Annotated in this window: 19 protein-coding genes; 8 read left to right on the top strand and 11 right to left on the bottom strand. The window is 54.6% G+C overall.

The genetic code is table 11. From position 1 onward, the window contains the following. Position 1 precedes the first annotated feature (1 nt). On the top strand, positions 2-355 hold the full coding sequence (locus GOW92_RS20250; protein WP_170564048.1) for a YbaN family protein: 354 nt from the start codon (positions 2-4) through the stop codon (positions 353-355). On the opposite strand, the gene GOW92_RS20245 is transcribed toward GOW92_RS20250, so the two are convergent. The 7 genes from GOW92_RS20245 to GOW92_RS20215 form a co-directional block, all read right to left on the bottom strand. Then, positions 345-1,241: a ParB/RepB/Spo0J family partition protein gene (locus tag GOW92_RS20245; RefSeq protein WP_170564045.1), complete on the bottom strand. Its 897-nt coding sequence runs from the start codon at positions 1,239-1,241 to the stop codon at positions 345-347. The genes GOW92_RS20250 and GOW92_RS20245 overlap by 11 nt on opposite strands. 20 nt (positions 1,242-1,261) lie before the next feature. Then, positions 1,262-2,062 (bottom strand): ParA family protein, encoded by an 801-nt coding sequence (locus tag GOW92_RS20240; RefSeq protein ID WP_170564042.1) that lies wholly within the window; start codon positions 2,060-2,062, stop codon positions 1,262-1,264. Further along, on the bottom strand, positions 2,055-2,669 hold the full coding sequence (rsmG, locus tag GOW92_RS20235) for a 16S rRNA (guanine(527)-N(7))-methyltransferase RsmG (RefSeq protein ID WP_170564039.1): 615 nt from the start codon (positions 2,667-2,669) through the stop codon (positions 2,055-2,057). The genes GOW92_RS20240 and rsmG overlap by 8 nt, the downstream gene beginning before the upstream one ends. Further along, positions 2,666-4,534 (bottom strand): tRNA uridine-5-carboxymethylaminomethyl(34) synthesis enzyme MnmG, encoded by a 1,869-nt coding sequence (gene mnmG / locus GOW92_RS20230; RefSeq protein WP_170564036.1) that lies wholly within the window; start codon positions 4,532-4,534, stop codon positions 2,666-2,668. Before mnmG ends, rsmG begins: the two co-directional genes overlap by 4 nt. A gap of 12 nt (positions 4,535-4,546) precedes the next feature. After that, positions 4,547-5,833: a tRNA uridine-5-carboxymethylaminomethyl(34) synthesis GTPase MnmE gene (gene mnmE, locus GOW92_RS20225; protein ID WP_170564034.1), complete on the bottom strand. Its 1,287-nt coding sequence runs from the start codon at positions 5,831-5,833 to the stop codon at positions 4,547-4,549. Between the two features lie 30 nt (positions 5,834-5,863). Next, entirely contained in the window at positions 5,864-7,135 is a 1,272-nt protein-coding gene (gene rho, locus GOW92_RS20220) for a transcription termination factor Rho (protein WP_170564031.1), read from the bottom strand. A gap of 122 nt (positions 7,136-7,257) precedes the next feature. Continuing rightward, a complete protein-coding gene (locus GOW92_RS20215; RefSeq protein ID WP_170564029.1) occupies positions 7,258-7,707 on the bottom strand; it encodes a CopD family protein in 450 nt (149 codons plus the stop codon). Between the two features lie 404 nt (positions 7,708-8,111). Between GOW92_RS20215 and GOW92_RS20210 the strand changes: the two genes are divergently transcribed. Genes GOW92_RS20210 through dnaQ form a run of 4 tightly spaced genes read left to right on the top strand, consistent with a single transcriptional unit; the run spans position 8,112 to position 10,846 of the window. Continuing rightward, on the top strand, positions 8,112-8,711 hold the full coding sequence (locus GOW92_RS20210; RefSeq protein ID WP_170564026.1) for a Maf family protein: 600 nt from the start codon (positions 8,112-8,114) through the stop codon (positions 8,709-8,711). Further along, the gene (locus GOW92_RS20205; protein ID WP_170564023.1) at positions 8,708-9,541 is read left to right on the top strand and encodes a shikimate dehydrogenase; all 834 of its coding nucleotides are present in this window, start codon (positions 8,708-8,710) and stop codon (positions 9,539-9,541) included. The genes GOW92_RS20210 and GOW92_RS20205 overlap by 4 nt, the downstream gene beginning before the upstream one ends. Continuing rightward, positions 9,538-10,131 (top strand): dephospho-CoA kinase, encoded by a 594-nt coding sequence (coaE, locus tag GOW92_RS20200; RefSeq protein WP_170564021.1) that lies wholly within the window; start codon positions 9,538-9,540, stop codon positions 10,129-10,131. The genes GOW92_RS20205 and coaE overlap by 4 nt, the downstream gene beginning before the upstream one ends. Beyond that, positions 10,124-10,846 carry a DNA polymerase III subunit epsilon gene (gene dnaQ / locus GOW92_RS20195; protein ID WP_170564018.1) on the top strand — a complete coding sequence of 241 codons (723 nt, stop codon included), beginning with the start codon at positions 10,124-10,126 and terminating at the stop codon, positions 10,844-10,846. The genes coaE and dnaQ overlap by 8 nt, the downstream gene beginning before the upstream one ends. Positions 10,847-10,873: 27 nt before the next feature. On the opposite strand, the gene secB is transcribed toward dnaQ, so the two are convergent. Beyond that, the gene (gene secB / locus GOW92_RS20190; RefSeq protein WP_170564015.1) at positions 10,874-11,371 is read right to left on the bottom strand and encodes a protein-export chaperone SecB; all 498 of its coding nucleotides are present in this window, start codon (positions 11,369-11,371) and stop codon (positions 10,874-10,876) included. Positions 11,372-11,425: 54 nt separating this feature from the next. Next, positions 11,426-11,926, bottom strand: a complete 501-nt coding sequence (locus GOW92_RS20185) for an FxsA family protein (protein ID WP_170564013.1) — start codon at positions 11,924-11,926, stop codon at positions 11,426-11,428. A 107-nt stretch (positions 11,927-12,033) separates the two neighbouring features. Here GOW92_RS20185 and GOW92_RS20180 point away from each other — a divergent pair, with 107 nt between their 5' ends. The 3 genes from GOW92_RS20180 to GOW92_RS20170 are packed head-to-tail and all read left to right on the top strand — an operon-like array spanning position 12,034 to position 14,311. Continuing rightward, positions 12,034-12,693, top strand: a complete 660-nt coding sequence (locus GOW92_RS20180) for a Tim44/TimA family putative adaptor protein (protein WP_170564010.1) — start codon at positions 12,034-12,036, stop codon at positions 12,691-12,693. Further along, entirely contained in the window at positions 12,690-13,724 is a 1,035-nt protein-coding gene (gene mltA, locus GOW92_RS20175; RefSeq protein WP_170564007.1) for a murein transglycosylase A, read from the top strand. Before GOW92_RS20180 ends, mltA begins: the two co-directional genes overlap by 4 nt. Further along, the gene (locus GOW92_RS20170; protein WP_170564004.1) at positions 13,724-14,311 is read left to right on the top strand and encodes a Smr/MutS family protein; all 588 of its coding nucleotides are present in this window, start codon (positions 13,724-13,726) and stop codon (positions 14,309-14,311) included. Before mltA ends, GOW92_RS20170 begins: the two co-directional genes overlap by 1 nt. Here GOW92_RS20170 and GOW92_RS20165 read toward each other — a convergent pair. Then, positions 14,308-15,528, bottom strand: a complete 1,221-nt coding sequence (locus GOW92_RS20165; RefSeq protein ID WP_170564001.1) for an MFS transporter — start codon at positions 15,526-15,528, stop codon at positions 14,308-14,310. The genes GOW92_RS20170 and GOW92_RS20165 overlap by 4 nt on opposite strands. Further along, entirely contained in the window at positions 15,525-16,625 is a 1,101-nt protein-coding gene (locus GOW92_RS20160) for an alpha/beta hydrolase (RefSeq protein ID WP_170563997.1), read from the bottom strand. The genes GOW92_RS20165 and GOW92_RS20160 overlap by 4 nt, the downstream gene beginning before the upstream one ends. Positions 16,626-16,675 lie beyond the last annotated feature (50 nt).

Raw genomic sequence — 16,675 nt, 5'->3', positions numbered from 1 at the left:
GATGCAGTACCTCTGGGCCGCAATGGGATTGATCTGCGTCGGGCTTGCTGTTGTCGGCATCGTATTGCCACTACTTCCAACAGTCCCGTTTCTGTTGCTGGCCGCGTTCTTTTTTGCCCGATCTTCCTCGCGGTTACACACATGGCTGGTCAGCCATAAAACGTTCGGACCGATGATTCTGGATTGGCAACGCTCAGGCGCTATCCGTCCAGGTGCAAAAAAAGCGGCCACTATTTCGGTCGCCGCCGTTTTTGGATTATCCGTTTTACTCTCGCTTCCAAGCCATGTCCTGATCATTCAGGCGGTCGTCCTTAGCGGCGTAATGATCTTTATCTGGACTCGTCCTAACGGCTGAGTTTCGCGCAAAGATCGTCCAGCTGGTCCAGGTTTTCATAGGTCAACACGACCTGCCCCGATTCTGATCCCGCTTTGTGATTGATAGCAACTTTCATCGCCAGAATGGCCGAAAGATCCTTTTCCAACGCGCGTGTATCCGCATCCTTACCCGCATTCAGGTTTCTGGACCGTGGCGCCGCCTGCGGAGAATCGCCCTGCTGTTGTTTCTTCACCAGCGCTTCTGTCGCACGCACGGACAACCCGTCCTTGACAACGATCTTCGCCAGCTCCGAAGGGTCTTCGGCCGTAATCAGCGCCCGAGCATGACCAGCAGACAGTTTTCCTTCCACGACAAGCTTTTGAACATCCATAGGTAGCGACAATAAACGCAAAAGGTTCGCAATATGGCTGCGGCTTTTGCCCAGTGCTTCGGCCAGCTTTTCCTGTGTATGGCCGAAACGGTCCATCAACTGTTTGTACCCGGCCGCCTCTTCGACTGCGTTCAGGTCTGCACGTTGAATATTCTCGATAATGGCGACTTCCAGAACTTCTGTGTCGTCAAAATCCCGCACAATCACGGGAATATCATGCAACTGCGCCATCTGAGCTGCCCGCCAACGGCGTTCGCCCGCAACAATTTCATAGTCGCCGCCAGGAACCTCACGCACGATCAGCGGCTGGATGATACCCTTTTCCTTGACCGAAGCTGCAAGCTCGTCCAATTGCGCGGGCTGAAAGGTTCGGCGCGGCTGGTTCGGGTTAGCGCGCAGCTTTTCAATCGGGACCTTCATGTCCGGACGACGCGGCTCGGACGGCATAAGCCCTTCGGTATCCTGTGTCACATCCGCCATCAAAGCGGAAAGACCCCGGCCCAGACCTCTGGCTTTAGTTTTTTTGGCGGCCACGGTGCCCTCCTCACTGCCGCTTAGGCGGCTTTCTTGTTCTTGTGCATGACTTCCCGGGCCAAATGCCGATAGGCCATCGCCCCCAAAGACCCCGAGTCATATTGCAATACAGGCAAAGCGTAAGACGGCGCCTCACTGACCCGCACATTTCTGGGTATCTTGGTTTTAAATACCATCTCACCCAGATTGTCACGCGCGTCTTTTTCGACCTGACGGGACAAGTTATTGCGGTTGTCATACATGGTTAACACAACACCTTCGATTCTGAGGTCAGGATTGGCGGTTTGCCGTACCTCTCGAATCGTCAGCATCAATTGGGACAATCCCTCCAGCGCAAAGAACTCACTTTGTAAAGGTACTAGGACAGAATGCGCAGCAACCATAGCGTTAACGGTCAGCAAATTCAGAGAAGGAGGACAGTCGATGAGCACGAAATCCAGGTCAAACTTATCAATTGCGGTTTGCCTTAGTGCATCGTGCAAAAGATAGCTGCGTTTTTCGTTGGAAATAAGCTCAATATCCGCCGAACTCAGGTCCACAGTCGCCGGGACGACAAACAATCCTTCGATTTCGGTTTCCTGAACAACGGCCTCCAAAGGCGCATCGTCGAGTATCAGATCATAAGTCGTCCAATCCCGATCCTCGATTCCCAATCCAGTGGAAGCGTTTCCCTGCGGATCAAGGTCCACGACCAAAACCTTGCATCCGGCTTCAGACAGGCCAGCTGCAAGATTGATCGCCGTTGTGGTTTTTCCAACCCCGCCCTTCTGATTGGCTACGGCAATAATCCGGGGCCCTGAGGGACGAGACAAATCAACCACGTGATACTCCTTTGATTTTAAGGATAACGGCCTGAGGCTCAGTTAAACTTGTAATCGGGTCAACGTCGAATTTCCATTCTTCCTGTGCCTCTTCTAGCTCTTTTTTCCACCTTTCGCCTTTCGGCAACAGCGCGAGGCCTTTTTTACCCAAATGCCTGTCACAAAAGGACAATAAAGTGCGAAGATCGGAAAGAGCCCGCGCAGACAGGACATCTGCATTCAAAGGCTCGACCGCTTCGATTCGCTTGGAAACAACTGTGCATTTTGCACCGCATTCACGAGCAACGTTACGCAAGAAGGCCGATTTCCGTTGGTCACTTTCGACAAACGTAAAGCGGGCTTCCGGTGCATCTTCGATAGCCATTATGGCGCAAACCATCCCGGGGAATCCCCCTCCGCTACCCAAGTCCGCCCAGTTTTCAAATGAACCTGCGCAACTGTAAACCTGAACGGAATCCTTAATGTGTCGATTCCAGATATCCTCGAGGCTTTTCCGCGAAACCAGATTAATCTTTGGATTCCAGCGTTTCACAAGTTCCACATACTGCGTGAGGCGCTCGAATGTTTCACGTGAAACATCCAGATCATCAAAAATCGCCTCTTTCATGCCCTGCGTACCTTATGATCCCGGCGCAGTTTGGCCAGCAATAAAGTCAGCGCCGCAGGAGTAACGCCCTCTACGCGCCCAGCCTGTGCAATATTTTCGGGCTTAGCGTTCGAAAGCTTTTGCTTCATCTCCGAAGACAGCCCTTCCATCGAAAAGTAATCAAAGTCTCGCGGAATCTCATAGGATTCATCGCGCTTCATTGCCTCAACATCTTTTTGTTGCCGGGCAATGTAATTTGCGTACAACGCGTCCCGCTCTACTTGAAGACGGATTTCGGGTTCAACATTCTGAATCTCAGGCAAAAGGGGAATAAGGTCGCCAAAATGAACATCAGGAAAGGCTAGAATAGCCATACCGTCTCGACGGTTTCCGTCCTGGTTGACGTTGATACCGGCCGCGAGAACTTCCTTAGGTGTAAATGTCTGTTGGGTCAGCTTCTCTTTCGTGACTGACAATTTCTCCATCTTTTTGGTGAATTTACCTTGCCGTTCGTCACCCACACAGCCGATTTCCTGACCAATTGGCGTCAGACGTTGATCCGCGTTATCCGCGCGCAGGGACAAACGGAATTCGGCCCGCGAGGTGAACATACGATACGGTTCGGCGACCCCTCGCGTGGTGAGATCATCGATCATAACACCGATATAGCTGTCAGCACGTGTAAAATGCAGAGGCTCCTGGCCGCGCACCTTCAGCGCCGCATTCAATCCGGCAACCAAACCCTGAGCGGCTGCCTCTTCATATCCTGTAGTTCCGTTGATTTGCCCCGCAAGATACAGACCTTCAACCTCTGGCAGTGCAAGAAATGACGTCAGTACACGCGGATCGACATAATCATACTCAATTGCATATCCCGGTTGCAGAATCTCAGCCGCCTCAAGACCTTTGATTGAACGCACGTATTCAAGTTGAACATCTTGAGGTAAAGAGGTCGAAATCCCATTCGGATAGATCGTGTGATCATTGACACCTTCCGGTTCCAGAAATATCTGATGCGATTCCTTGTCAGCAAAGCGAACGATCTTGTCTTCTATGGACGGGCAGTATCTGGGCCCCACCCCATCGATGTGACCGCCATACATTGCCGACCGAGACAAGTTTTTTTCAATGATTTCGTGAGTTCGCGCATTTGTGTGCGTAATTCCGCAGGATATCTGAGGGGCAACCACCTCTGTTGACAGGAATGAAAACAAGGTCGGTTCATCATCCCCGTCTTGTCGTTCCAAATCACTCCAATCTATCGTTCGACCATCCAACCTCGGCGGTGTTCCTGTCTTCAAACGACCCAATGGAAGTTCAAAACTGTCGAGACGTTCTGCCAGTTTGACCGACGGACGATCACCCATACGACCACCGGGACGAGATACATCGCCAATATGGATAACACCGCGCAAGAACGTGCCGGACGTCAGGATAACTGCCTGAGCCTTGATTTCCGAACCGTCTGCTAGTTTGACGCCGGAGACTTGGCTCCCAGCCATCAGAAAGTCGACGACCTCCCCTGTAACGACAAACAGATTTGGTTGCTTTTTCGTCTCTTTCTGCATTGCTGCGCGGTACAGCGCACGGTCAGCCTGAGTTCTGGGGCCTTGTACAGCCGGTCCTTTGCGTCGGTTGAGCAAACGGAATTGAATGCCGGCCTGATCGGCGACGCGCCCCATAACGCCGTCCAGGGCGTCTATTTCACGGACCAAATGGCCCTTTCCCAGGCCACCAATCGCTGGGTTACAAGACATGACGCCTATATCGGACGCGGACAATGTGACCAAGGCCGTCTTGACGCCCATACGCGCCGCTGCATGAGCCGCTTCAGTACCCGCGTGTCCTGCGCCGATTACAACTACATCAAAATCTGAATGTTTCACGTGAAACACTCCTTACTTACCCAGGCAAAAACTCGAGAAGATCTCATCCAAGAGGTCCTCCACACCTATTCTGCCAACCAAGGTTTCAAGTGCACGGATCGCCGTCCGCAATTCTTCCGCTGCGATATCATACAAGTCCGGGCCTGATTCCAGAACCGCCATAGCAGAACTCAGGGGTTCGCATGCATTTATCAAAGCAACCCGATGTCTTTCCCGCGTCGCAATACCACTGCTTGTGGTTCGGTTACCAAGGACATCCGAAATCTGGAAAATGAGTTGATCAATTCCTTGCCCGGTTTTACCTGATATTCCACCTTCTGACGGATTTCGAAGGTCGGATTTCGGCAAAACCTGGATATCACCATTCATCATCTGAACCCCCAGTTCCTTTGGGTTATCAGTAAGGAATACACGCAGATCAGCTGACTCCGCTCGCTTTCTTGCCAGTTCTATTCCCAAGCTTTCAACGTGATCCTCGGTTTCCCGTAGACCGGCGGTGTCCAGCAAAGTGACGGGAAGCCCAGCAAGATCCATTCGAACCTCAATCACATCGCGGGTCGTTCCCGCATATTCCGAAGTGATCGCCGCCTCACGCCCTGCCAAAGCGTTCAGCAAGGTTGATTTGCCAGCATTCGGAAGACCAACAATCGCAACTTCAAACCCTGTTCGAATGCGCTCTGCTATTTTAACGCCGTTTGCTTCCCGCTGCAGATCAGCCATTACGCCGGTCACAAGGGATTTAACCTCAGGTGTGACGTCAGTTGGGACCTCTTCATCTGCAAAGTCGATGACAGCCTCCAACAATGATGCAGCGCGGATCAAATCACGTCGCCACCGTTCTGCCAGAGCACCTAGATCACCGGCCAGGATTGTTTGCGCTTGTTTGCGCTGAGCCTCGGTTTCTGCATCAATCAGGTCAGCAAGCCCTTCGACCTGGGTCAGGTCCATCTTGCCGTTTTCCAGAGCCCTTCGGGTGAACTCGCCGGGTTCTGCCAACCGAAGCCCATCCATATCGGACAGGCACCGCATCACTGCATTCACAGATGCCGTGCTGCCATGGATCTGCAGCTCGGACACGTCTTCGCCGGTAAAGCTGGCAGGCGCCTGAAAGGTCAAAACCAACCCGTCATCCAGCCGCGCACCATCGGCCGCGTACAAAGAACGGACCCGCATACCGCGCGTTGGCAACGGGCTTCCGGTCAAACCAGCAGCGGCGGAATGAGCATGAGGTCCAGAGAGGCGGATGACCGCCACCCCGGCTTTGCCTTGCGCGCTGGCCAAGGCGAATATCGTATCCATTCGAAGGCCTCGCGTCGTTTAAGACCTATGTCAGGTGTTCATCGAATCGAAGAACTCACCGTTTGTCTTGGTCTGTTTCAACTTGGACAACAGGAACTCGATCGCATCGGTGGTGCCCATCGGGTTGAGGATGCGGCGCAGAACGAAGGTCTTCGCCAGATCACCTTTGTCGACCAGTAGGTCTTCTTTCCGGGTGCCGGATTTGAGGATGTCGATCGCCGGGAACACACGCTTGTCTGCAATCTTGCGATCCAGAACGATTTCCGAGTTACCGGTGCCTTTGAATTCTTCGAAGATGACTTCGTCCATCCGGCTGCCGGTGTCGATCAGGGCCGTGGCGATGATGGTCAGCGAACCACCCTCTTCAATGTTCCGCGCGGCACCAAAGAAACGCTTGGGACGTTGCAGAGCATTTGCATCCACACCACCGGTTAGAACTTTACCCGAGGATGGGACCACAGTATTGAAGGCCCTACCAAGTCTTGTGATCGAGTCGAGAAGAATAACAACATCTCGTTTATGCTCGACCAAACGCTTGGCTTTTTCGATCACCATTTCTGATACGGCCACGTGGCGCGTTGCCGGTTCGTCAAAGGTCGAGGACACAACCTCACCCTTCACCGAGCGCTGCATGTCGGTCACCTCTTCCGGGCGTTCGTCGATCAGCAGAACAATCAGATAGCATTCAGGGTGGTTCTGTTCGATCGAGTGCGCGATGTTCTGCAGGATAACAGTTTTACCGGTCCGCGGCGGCGCCACGATCAGTGAACGCTGACCTTTACCGATGGGTGACACCAGATCGATCACACGGGCCGATTTATCCTTGATGGTGGGATCTTCGATTTCCATCTTCAGACGTTCATCGGGGTACAGAGGCGTCAGGTTGTCGAACAGGATCTTGTGCTTGGCTTTCTCAGGCTCTTCAAAGTTGATCTTGGTGACTTTGATCAGCGCGAAGTAACGCTCGTTATCATCAGGTGCTTTGATTTCGCCTTCGACGGTATCGCCGGTGCGCAGCGAGTGCTGGCGGATCATGTCCGGTGAAACATAGATGTCATCTGGACCTGGCAGATAGTTCGCCTCGGGTGAGCGCAAGAAGCCAAAACCGTCTTGCAGCACTTCCAGAACGCCGTCACCGCCGACGGTCCAGCCTTCATCCGCGCGTTCGCGCAGAATCTGGAACATCATCTCGCCTTTTCGCATGGTCGAGGCGTTTTCGATTTCCAGCTCTTCGGCCATCGCCAGAAGGTCTTTGGGACTTTTGGCCTTCAGGTCGGCCAGATTCAAGGATTCAGAGGACATTATATATACCTTCGCCGCTGACGTTGCGGCACGAAGTGGAATTTCAGTACGGAAGATACGCCGCCCGGACGGGCGTGTTGATCCCTACATAAGCGCGACAGGTGTCAGAGTCAAACAGGCCCTCAGAACTTCAGAACGACCGCCAGAACGATAATAATCATCAAAACGGTCGGAACCTCGTTCATCATGCGAAACTGTCGCCCAGTGAGCTTATTTCGGCCTTCCAGGAAATCCTTGCGTCTTGCCATCAGCCAATGATGAAACCAAGTCATACCAATTACGGCAGCACCCTTGACCCATGGCCAACTCCAGTCCCATCCGACAATACCGGGCGTGAACACCATGATCAGTCCGCAGATCCAAGCCACATACATTGCAGGACGCATGATCACGCGAAGCAGTTTTTCTTCCATTTCAAAGAAAATGGTTTCTGCGCCTTCGACGGTTTGTACTTTTTCTACGTGATAGACGAATAGCCTGGGCAAATAGAACAGTCCGGCCATCCATGAAATCACAGCCATTATGTGAACTGACTTCACCCACGGGTAAATCGTGAAAAGAAGATCGGTCATTTTGGCTCCGGACGTTGCTCGGATCCTTCCCTAATAAAAAAATAAGAAAAGAAAAAGGAAGATGGTTTTGTAGGGTGCCTAAATTCCGTGGATTACTTTTTTACCCGCGTGTTTTCCCCAGGTGGACAGAATTACGACGGGATCACGTGATTCTGTTGATTTGAAATTTAAATGAATTTTTTCAATACCTTAAGTCATACCGGTTCGGATCAATCTGGGGATAACTTACTGGGTAATTTTGGACATCCCGGTTTTCCCGTGTTGCGAAGTTATCCTTGTCCCGAAAGGACGGTCTTCGGGCGACTCAGGGAAGTTTAAAGCGAAAATCGCGGGGTTGCGTGTCAACTGGAAAACCATACAAACCATCCCAGAACGCTCAACGATTTGCTCAGGGGGTTTTCCACATGTCTGTCCCCATCATCCTTGCCTCGGGGTCATCTATCCGCGCGCAGCTTTTGCGCAATGCGGGCGTGCCGTTCACGGTGCAAACCGCGCGGGTGGACGAAGACACCGCAAAGCGCGCCCTTTTGGCCGAAAACGCGCCGCCACGGGATATCGCGGACACATTGGCCGAGATGAAAGCTCGGAAGGTCAGTGACAAGAACCCTGGCGCAATGGTGCTGGGGTGTGATCAGGTGCTGGACTTCGATGGCCAGCTTATGTCGAAACCAGAAACGCCCGAAGACGCCCTGGTGCAATTAAAGGCGATGCGGGGTAAGCGGCATATGCTGCTGTCGGCGGCCGTGATCTATCAGAATGGTGAACCCATCTGGCGCCATGTTGGTCAGGTGCGTCTGCGGATGCGCATGAGCTCGGACACCTATCTGCGCGCCTATATTGAACGCAACTGGGACAGCATTCGCCATGCGGTCGGGGCTTATAAGCTTGAGGAAGAAGGTGTGCGCCTGTTCGCCACCATTGACGGCGACTATTTTAACGTTTTGGGTATGCCCTTGTTGGAGTTGCTGAATTTTCTGGCTGTTAAACGGGTGATTGATCAATGACGGATAACCGAATTCCTTTGGCCGGAGTGATTGGGCATCCGATTGGACATTCAAAATCCCCTAAACTGCATGGGTATTGGCTTAAGACATATGGGCTAGCCGGGCACTACGTTCCCATGGATGTTACACCCGATGACCTGGAGACCGTTCTACGGACCTTGCCCAAAGCCGGATTTGTCGGTGCCAATGTTACCGTCCCCCACAAAGAAGCTGCCTTGCGAATTGCCGATCACGTATCAGACCTGGCAGCAAAGATTGGAGCGGCAAATACGCTTGTCTTTCAAAGCGATGGTTCGATTCATGCAGATAACACCGACGGCTATGGGTTTATGGAAAACCTGCGCGCAGGAGCGCCTGATTGGAATCCGCAGGACGGGCCGGCCGTGGTCTTTGGAGCTGGCGGTGCTGCGCGCGCTGTTTTGCAGGCCCTGGTGGATGCCGGAGTGCCCGAGATTATGTTGACCAACCGAACGCGGTCTCGCGCGGATCAATTGAAAGAAGAATTTGGGCCGCGCATAACTGTTGTCGATTGGGTCAAGGCCGGGAATGTCATCGAGAATGCAGAACTGGTGGTGAACACTACGTCGTTGGGGATGCAGGGTCAGCCCGAATTGCGTGTGCCGCTGGACGGGCTGCAGCCAGGTGCAGTGGTCACCGACCTTGTCTACGCACCCTTAAAAACCAGGCTTCTGCAAACGGCTGAAGAGGCCGGGTGCACAACGGTCGATGGTCTGGGTATGTTGCTGCATCAGGCGGTTCCGGGTTTTGAGCGTTGGTTCGGCAAGCGACCGGAGGTAACGGACGATTTGCGCGCGACGGTGCTGGGATGAGCTTTGCTCTTGGCCTGACGGGTTCGATCGGAATGGGCAAAAGCACCACGGCGCAGATGTTCGTAGAGGAAGGCTGTGCACTGTGGGATGCGGACGCGGCAGTGCATAGGCTGTACTCCGCTGGCGGTGCCGCGGTTGAATCAATGCAAGATGCATTTCCCAATGCAATTGTCGATGGCGCGGTCAGCCGAGAGGCTTTGAAAAAAGCGATCGCCTCTGATCCTGCGACACTGAAAGTAATCGAAGGCATCGTGCACCCATTAGTGGCCGCCGACCGGGCCGAGTTTCGGAAAATCGCTTCGGCGGACATTCTCGTTTTTGACATACCTTTGCTGTTCGAAACAGGGGGCGATGCGGCAATGGATGCTGTCGCCTGTGTTTCGATCCCAGCCGAAGAACAAAAGCGTCGTGTGATGGCACGCGGGACGATGACCGAAGCTCAGTTCGAACAGATCCGTGCCAAGCAGATGCCGAATGACGAAAAATGCGCACGGTCAGATTTCGTAATCGTAACGGACACGATGGACCACGCCCGCGCGCAGGTGCAGAATGTGGTCAGACAGATACGGGCGGAGATGGCAGATGCGTGAGATTGTACTCGATACCGAAACCACGGGGTTTGATCCCGAGAGTGGCGATCGGATCGTTGAAATCGGTGCGGTCGAGTTGTGGAACCATGTGGCCACAGGCGAGACGTACCACGTCTATATCAACCCGGAGCGGTCCATGCCGGACGAAGCATTCGGCGTGCATGGTATCGGCCCGGACTTGCTGGATTCTCCGCGCCCGCCGGAAAAGGGCGAGGTTACGCTGAAGGACAAGCCGGTTTTTGCCAAGGTTGGTCAGGGGTTTCTGGATTTCGTCCGCGATTCAAAATTGGTGATCCACAACGCCTCGTTCGATATGAAATTCCTGAACGCAGAACTCAGATGGATGGGTTTACAGACGCTCCCGATGGACCAGGCGTTGGACACACTGGCGATTGCGCGCAAACGATTTCCGGGCTCGCCCGCATCGCTGGACGCGTTGTGTCGTCGGTTCAACATAGACAACACGAACCGTGTTCTGCACGGCGCGTTGCTCGACTCGGAAATTCTTGCTGAAGTGTATCTGGAGCTTATTGGCGGACGACAGCCCGACTTTGGCCTGTCTACCAGTGCAGGATCTTCCGGTGTCGCAGGGGACGATTGGCGGCCTGCGGCACGCCCGACGCCGCTGGCGTCGAAAATCACCGCGGAAGAACGCGCGGCACATGAGGCATTTGTGGAAAAACTGGGCGAAAATGCCCTGTGGACCCGCGCCTGAGTCCCTGCCCGGCGCGGGTGTAACCGATTAAGCTTCGGTTTTCTCAGCTTCGGCCTGACGGCGCATCAGCTCATTGCGGTACAGCGCAACAAAGTCGATGTTGTCCAGGTTGACCGGCGGGAAGCCACCGTCACGGGTGATGTCGCTGACAATGCGGCGCAGGAACGGGAACAGCATGCGCGGGCATTCGATCATCAGGAATGGGTGCAGTTGATCTTCGGCCACGCCTTCGATGTGGAACAGACCGCAATAGTCCAGTTCACACAGGAAGAGGACGTCGTCCATGCCTTTGGCCTTGGATGTCAGGTTAAGCTTGACGGCGACTTCATACTGATGCTCGGTCGGGCGCTTTTTGGCGTCCAGGTTCACCTGAACAGCAATCTCGGGCTGAACGTCGCCTGATACGCCTTTTTGCGCCATCACGTTTTCAAAAGACATATCGCGAATGAACTGTCCCAGAACACGCATCTGGATCTGAGGGGCGGTCTGTGCCGCGGTGTTTTCTGCAGGGCTTTCGTCAGCCATGGATCTACTCCGAAAATGAAATTCGCCACTGCTTAGCAAGTTGGACGCTGCACCTCAATGCTGAGGCGGACCTTCGACCCATTTGGATGGCTTTGAAGGGTTTTGACGGGGTCGTACTTCGGTAAATTCACCGTCGATCACGTCATCCTGATCAAATTGGGTAGGGCCGGATCTGAATTGTGCCCCGGTGCCCATCTGGAAATGGGTGATGGTAGCCTTGGACTTGAGATACCGAAACACCGCCACTCGAATACCGGGAATAAGCAATGCAAAACCAACGGCATCGGTGAAAAACCCCGGCGTCAAAAGTAATACACCCGACAACAAGATCATGGCACCGTGGGCCAGCGGCTCTGTCGGGTCATCCAGTTCAGAAAAGGATCTCTGCAAATTGACCAGTGCCATGCGACCTTGTGTCCTGACCATAAAGGTGCCGATTACGGCCGTCAGAACGACGATCGACAGCGTGGGCCACAGGCCAATCAGGCCACCGACCTGTATGAACAGGGCGATCTCGATGATCGGCACCAATAAAAATGCCAAGAACAAGTACATTTGCTTTATCCTTTCCCTTAGGCCGGGCTGTGGACTTGCCACGATCTGTCACCTACATAGTGGCATGAGGCTGCGTATACAAAGCCGCGGTCTGAAAAGAGGATGAAATGAACGAACCGATGATCCAGTTGCTGGTCCTGGCCGGAATTGCCGTTTTCCTGATCCTGCGCCTGAAAAGCGTGCTGGGTACGCGTGAAGGTTTTGAGAAGCCCCCTGTTCAGCAGCAACCCGACACAAGCAAGTCGCGTCGCGAGTTTGAAGTGATCGAAGGTGGCCCGGATCATGACATTACAGACCATGTCGCCGAAGACAGCGAGCAGGCGCAAACACTGGCCGCAATGAAACGGGTTGAGCCCAGTTTCTCGGTCAGTGAATTCGTGCACGGCGCACGCGGTGCCTATGAGATGATCGTCATGGGGTTCGAAAAGGGCAATCTGGATGAAATCCAGCCCTTCCTGTCCGAAGAGGTGTTCGACACATTTGTTTCAGTTGTGGCAGCCCGTGAAGATCAGGGCCTGACCATCGAGGCCGAGTTTATCGGCGTACGTGAAACCACACTGGCGGATGTGACCTTCGACAAAGACACAAACCAAGCCGAGATTACCATGCGGTTTGTGGGCGAGTTGACCTCGGTCGTGCGTGATCGTGGCGGCGACATTATCGAAGGCAGCCCGAACACCGTAAAACGCCAAAAGGACAGCTGGACCTTTGCCCGTGTGATGGGTGCTGATGATCCAAACTGGCTGCTTGTTGCCACGGACGCATGATTGGCGCGCTCCGGTCGCTATTTCTGGTGGCAGTCATGACCACTGCCGCCAGCGCTGAACCGACGCGATCAATTCTTTCCTTTGACGATCTGGATGGATGGGCTGCCGATGATCATGGGGCGGCCCTTTCGGTATTTCTGAACACCTGCGGCGATCTGGATAATCCGGATTGGCAGGCGCTGTGCAACGTGGCCCGAACATACAAGGCAGATGCGGCGCGGTCGTTCTTTGAGTTATTCTTTCGCCCGGTTCTGGTCGAGGACGGCGAAGACGCCCTTTTCACCGGTTATTTCGAACCGGAACTGGATGGGTCTAAAACCCGGACCGACCGGTTCAAATACCCGATATACAAAATGCCGCCCGAAGCGCGGGCCGAGGGACCATGGCTCAGCCGTCGCGAAATCCTGACCGGAGATGCAATGCAGGGTCGTGGGCTCGAGATCGCCTGGGTGGATGATCCGGTCGAGCTGTTCTTTTTGCAAATCCAGGGTTCGGGACGTGTGCGCCTGCCAGATGGCAGCGCCCTGCGCGTGGGCTATGGCGGGGCAAACGGTCACCCTTATCGTTCCATTGGGGCCGAGCTGATCCGCCAAGGTGCGCTGGGCGCGCATGAGGTCAGTGCCCAGATGATCCGCTCATGGGTCCGCAAGAACCCCGAAGCCGGGGTTGAACTGCTGTTTCACAACCCCTCCTACGTGTTCTTCCGCGAAGTTTCGCGCGTTGCGCCCGAGCTTGGGCCGTTAGGTGCCATGAACCGATCAGTTACCACGATGCGCAGCATTGCCGCTGATCCGGCTTATACGCCGCTGGGCGCCCCTGTTTGGGTGGAAAAAGATGGCAAGACGCCTTTGCGGCGTTTGATGATTGCTCAGGACACGGGTGCTGCCATCAAAGGCGCGCAGCGTGCGGATATCTTCTTTGGCACAGGCGATGACGCCGGAAAGGCTGCCGGACGCCTCAGGGATCCGGGACGTATGGTGCTGCTGTTGCCCATCCAACGGGCCTATGCCCTGTTACCGGATGAATTCTGATGTCACGGCGCAAATTGACGGCAGATGAGATCGAGCTGTGGCGCAAGGTCGCCAAACAGGCTGAGCGTATGCATCCCGAAATCCCCCAGTCGGTCCATCCGGTCACTTTGCCCAAACCCAAACCGACCAAACCTCCGAAGCCGCGGTTTGATGCGTTCGAGGTTGGGCAAAACGCGCCGGGCAAACCTGCGCGACATGCGTTGAAACCTGCGATCAGTGAAAGCCTGAGGACCAGTCCGGTGCAGATGGACACCAAGGCGTTTGGACGCATGAAACGCGGTAAGATCAAGCCCGAAGGGAAGCTGGACCTACATGGTATGCGCATAGACACCGCATATCCGGCGCTGATCCGGTTCGTTCTGACGGCGCAGGCATCCGGCAAGCGGCTTGTTCTGGTCGTCACTGGTAAGGGCAAAGATCGCGATGAACCCGGCCCTATCCCCACTCCGCGCGGAGTGCTGCGCAATCAAGTTCCGCAGTGGTTGGCTTTGCCACCGTTGGCGCAGGCCGTTTTGCAAGTGACCCAGGCCCATATCAGCCACGGTGGCGAAGGGGCCTATTACGTTTATCTGCGCCGAACGCGTTAGAATGCGCGCATCGCGCGCGAGATTCCTATCTTTGCCGACACGCAAACAAGGACAAAGAACCCTGCGACCCAGTAGAATTGCGTATCCAGCGATATGCCTGTGTCCAGCAGTACTCCTGTCAAGCCGGGGCCAATGGCTGACCCAAGTACCATGACCGCAGTCGCCATCGCCTTGATTGAGCCTATGTGCCGGGTGCCGTAGAATTCGGCCCAAAAGGCGCTGGGCAGGGTGCTGTTGGCTCCGACCGTCAGCCCCAGAAACACCATCGCGATCATGGCACCAGGGATCGAGCTGGTCATACCCGCGATCACAAAGCCAATCGCAATCGGTATTTGGTAGAACGGCATCAGCCGCGCAGTCCCCCATTTGTCCAGTGCCCAACCGGCTGCAAACATCGAAATTAGCGAAACACCGGTATAGACCGGGAAAAGCGCGACCAGATCAAAATGTTGCCAGCCTTTGACGTCGGCCAGATGAACCTGATGGAAGAAAAACGCGGTGATAAAGGCCGATGGAGCCAGCAAGGCCGGTGCCATGAACCAAAAAAGTGGATGAAACAGTGTTTCTTTGCGCGTCCAATGGCGCCCCATCATCCCGGTAGCCGAGTATTCAGTAGCCAGGCTTTGCGGTGTACGTTCTTGACGCAAAAGCCGGGTTAGAACCGGTATTCCCACTAGGGCAATTCCAGCGGACACCACCCATAACCATCGCCAGTCCAGAAACGCCATCGCGGCCACGAAAATCAGTGGCAGCAGCGCCTCACCAATGGCGTAGCCAACCGATGCAACTGAGAGGGCCTTACCGCGTGTAACAATGAACCAGCGCGCCATGGCGACTTGCGCCAAATGGATGCTCATCCCCTGTCCGAACAGCCGCAAGAAAAAGACCACCAGGGGCAATAGGACAAGCCAGCTGTTCACGGCCATGGCCATTGCAGCTATGGCGAGGCCCAATAACACAGCTGGCCCCAGAACCCGGACACGGAAAATATCCGTAAGCCCCCCGGCCCAGATCATTACAACGGCTGATACGGTGGTGCCCAGGGAATACAGACCACCCCAAGCGCCGTGACTAAGACCGAACTCTGCGCGGATGTTTCCGGCAAAGATCGAGATAAAGAAGGTCTGCCCAAAGCTGGACAGAAAGGTCAGCAAAACTCCCGCGCCCAACCAGGTGGCATTGTCCCGCAGGTACTGACGCAGGCTGAACTGCGTCACGGAGAGCTGACCTGCGCCTGTCCTGTTTCGGTTAGAACAATTTCGGTCGCACCGTCTGGATTGCGTTGGCTGGGCGGAACCAGAATGTCGATGCCCGGTCGATCTTCGCGCCCAAAGGTATTGTTTACGCGTCGCAACGAACTGAGGATCGATAAGAGTGCCGGAGAGGTGGCCGCAACGAAATGAGAGGACTCGGCGTCCTTGTTGAACGCGGTTGTATCGATCACGTTGATCGGAAATTCTTCAAGCGTTTCAACCGAGCTTATATTGCCCAATCTCTCGCCCTCGTCTGTTCCGCGGAGACGACCTGAAATGTTCAGGATCTTGTCCTTTTGCGACACCATAACGAGGAACGGATCGGGCGGGTTCTTGATACGCTTCATCTGCGAACGGAACAGGTCGACATCCAGATCCGGTGAAATCAAGACGACCCCTTCGATGTTTCTGTTGGCCCAGCCCGGTTCTTGCAGTTCAGCTTGTCGCATCATCTCCATTGACAGAGCGCCGCCCATGGAATGTGCGACCAGAATAACGCGCTTGACGCCCATGGCTTTCAGTTCACGGATCGTCTGCTCTAACCCGTCGCGGGCAAACAACATGCTGTCCAGATCATAAGCATAACCATACCCGGTTGCGCGGCTGGGCCAGGAGTAGACCAGGGTAGAGCCCGGAAGACCAATATCGTGTGTCAGCTGAGCCGCGCGGAAAATCGTCTCAGTTTGGGTCGAGTTATAGCCGTGCACAAAGATTGTAACGTCGTCCTCGCCGCGCAGATGTTCGCGTAATCCTTTTGGCCCTCCCAGCTCGGTCACATCTGTCAGAACGAACTCTTTCTTCGGGTTTGGATTTGCGTAGGAAAACTTCAGCGTTCCCGGTGTGTGCGTCGGCGGGATCGACACTGTTGTTTCCAGAAACTTCAGCGATTCTCCGCGCCGGAACCCGTAGGTTCCATCCGCTTCACGCGCTCGGGTCGTGCTTGCGAATATCTTTTCAGGCGTCCCAACGTTTACCGCCGAAGGCACGATCTCGGTCACCGTTCGGTCGACGCAGGCGCATAACGACAGAGATGTAATCAGAATCAAAAAATAGCGCAGCACGGGCCAGCCCTCAGGATGAATTGTGCTTACGCTATCGCATTCTCGCCCCG

Origin of the sequence: Ruegeria atlantica, assembly GCF_013032505.1 — a bacterium.
GTDB classification, from domain to species: domain Bacteria; phylum Pseudomonadota; class Alphaproteobacteria; order Rhodobacterales; family Rhodobacteraceae; genus Ruegeria; species Ruegeria atlantica_F.
The sequence above is the reverse complement of the archived record's forward strand: the minus strand, read 5'-3'. Positions and strand labels throughout refer to the sequence as shown.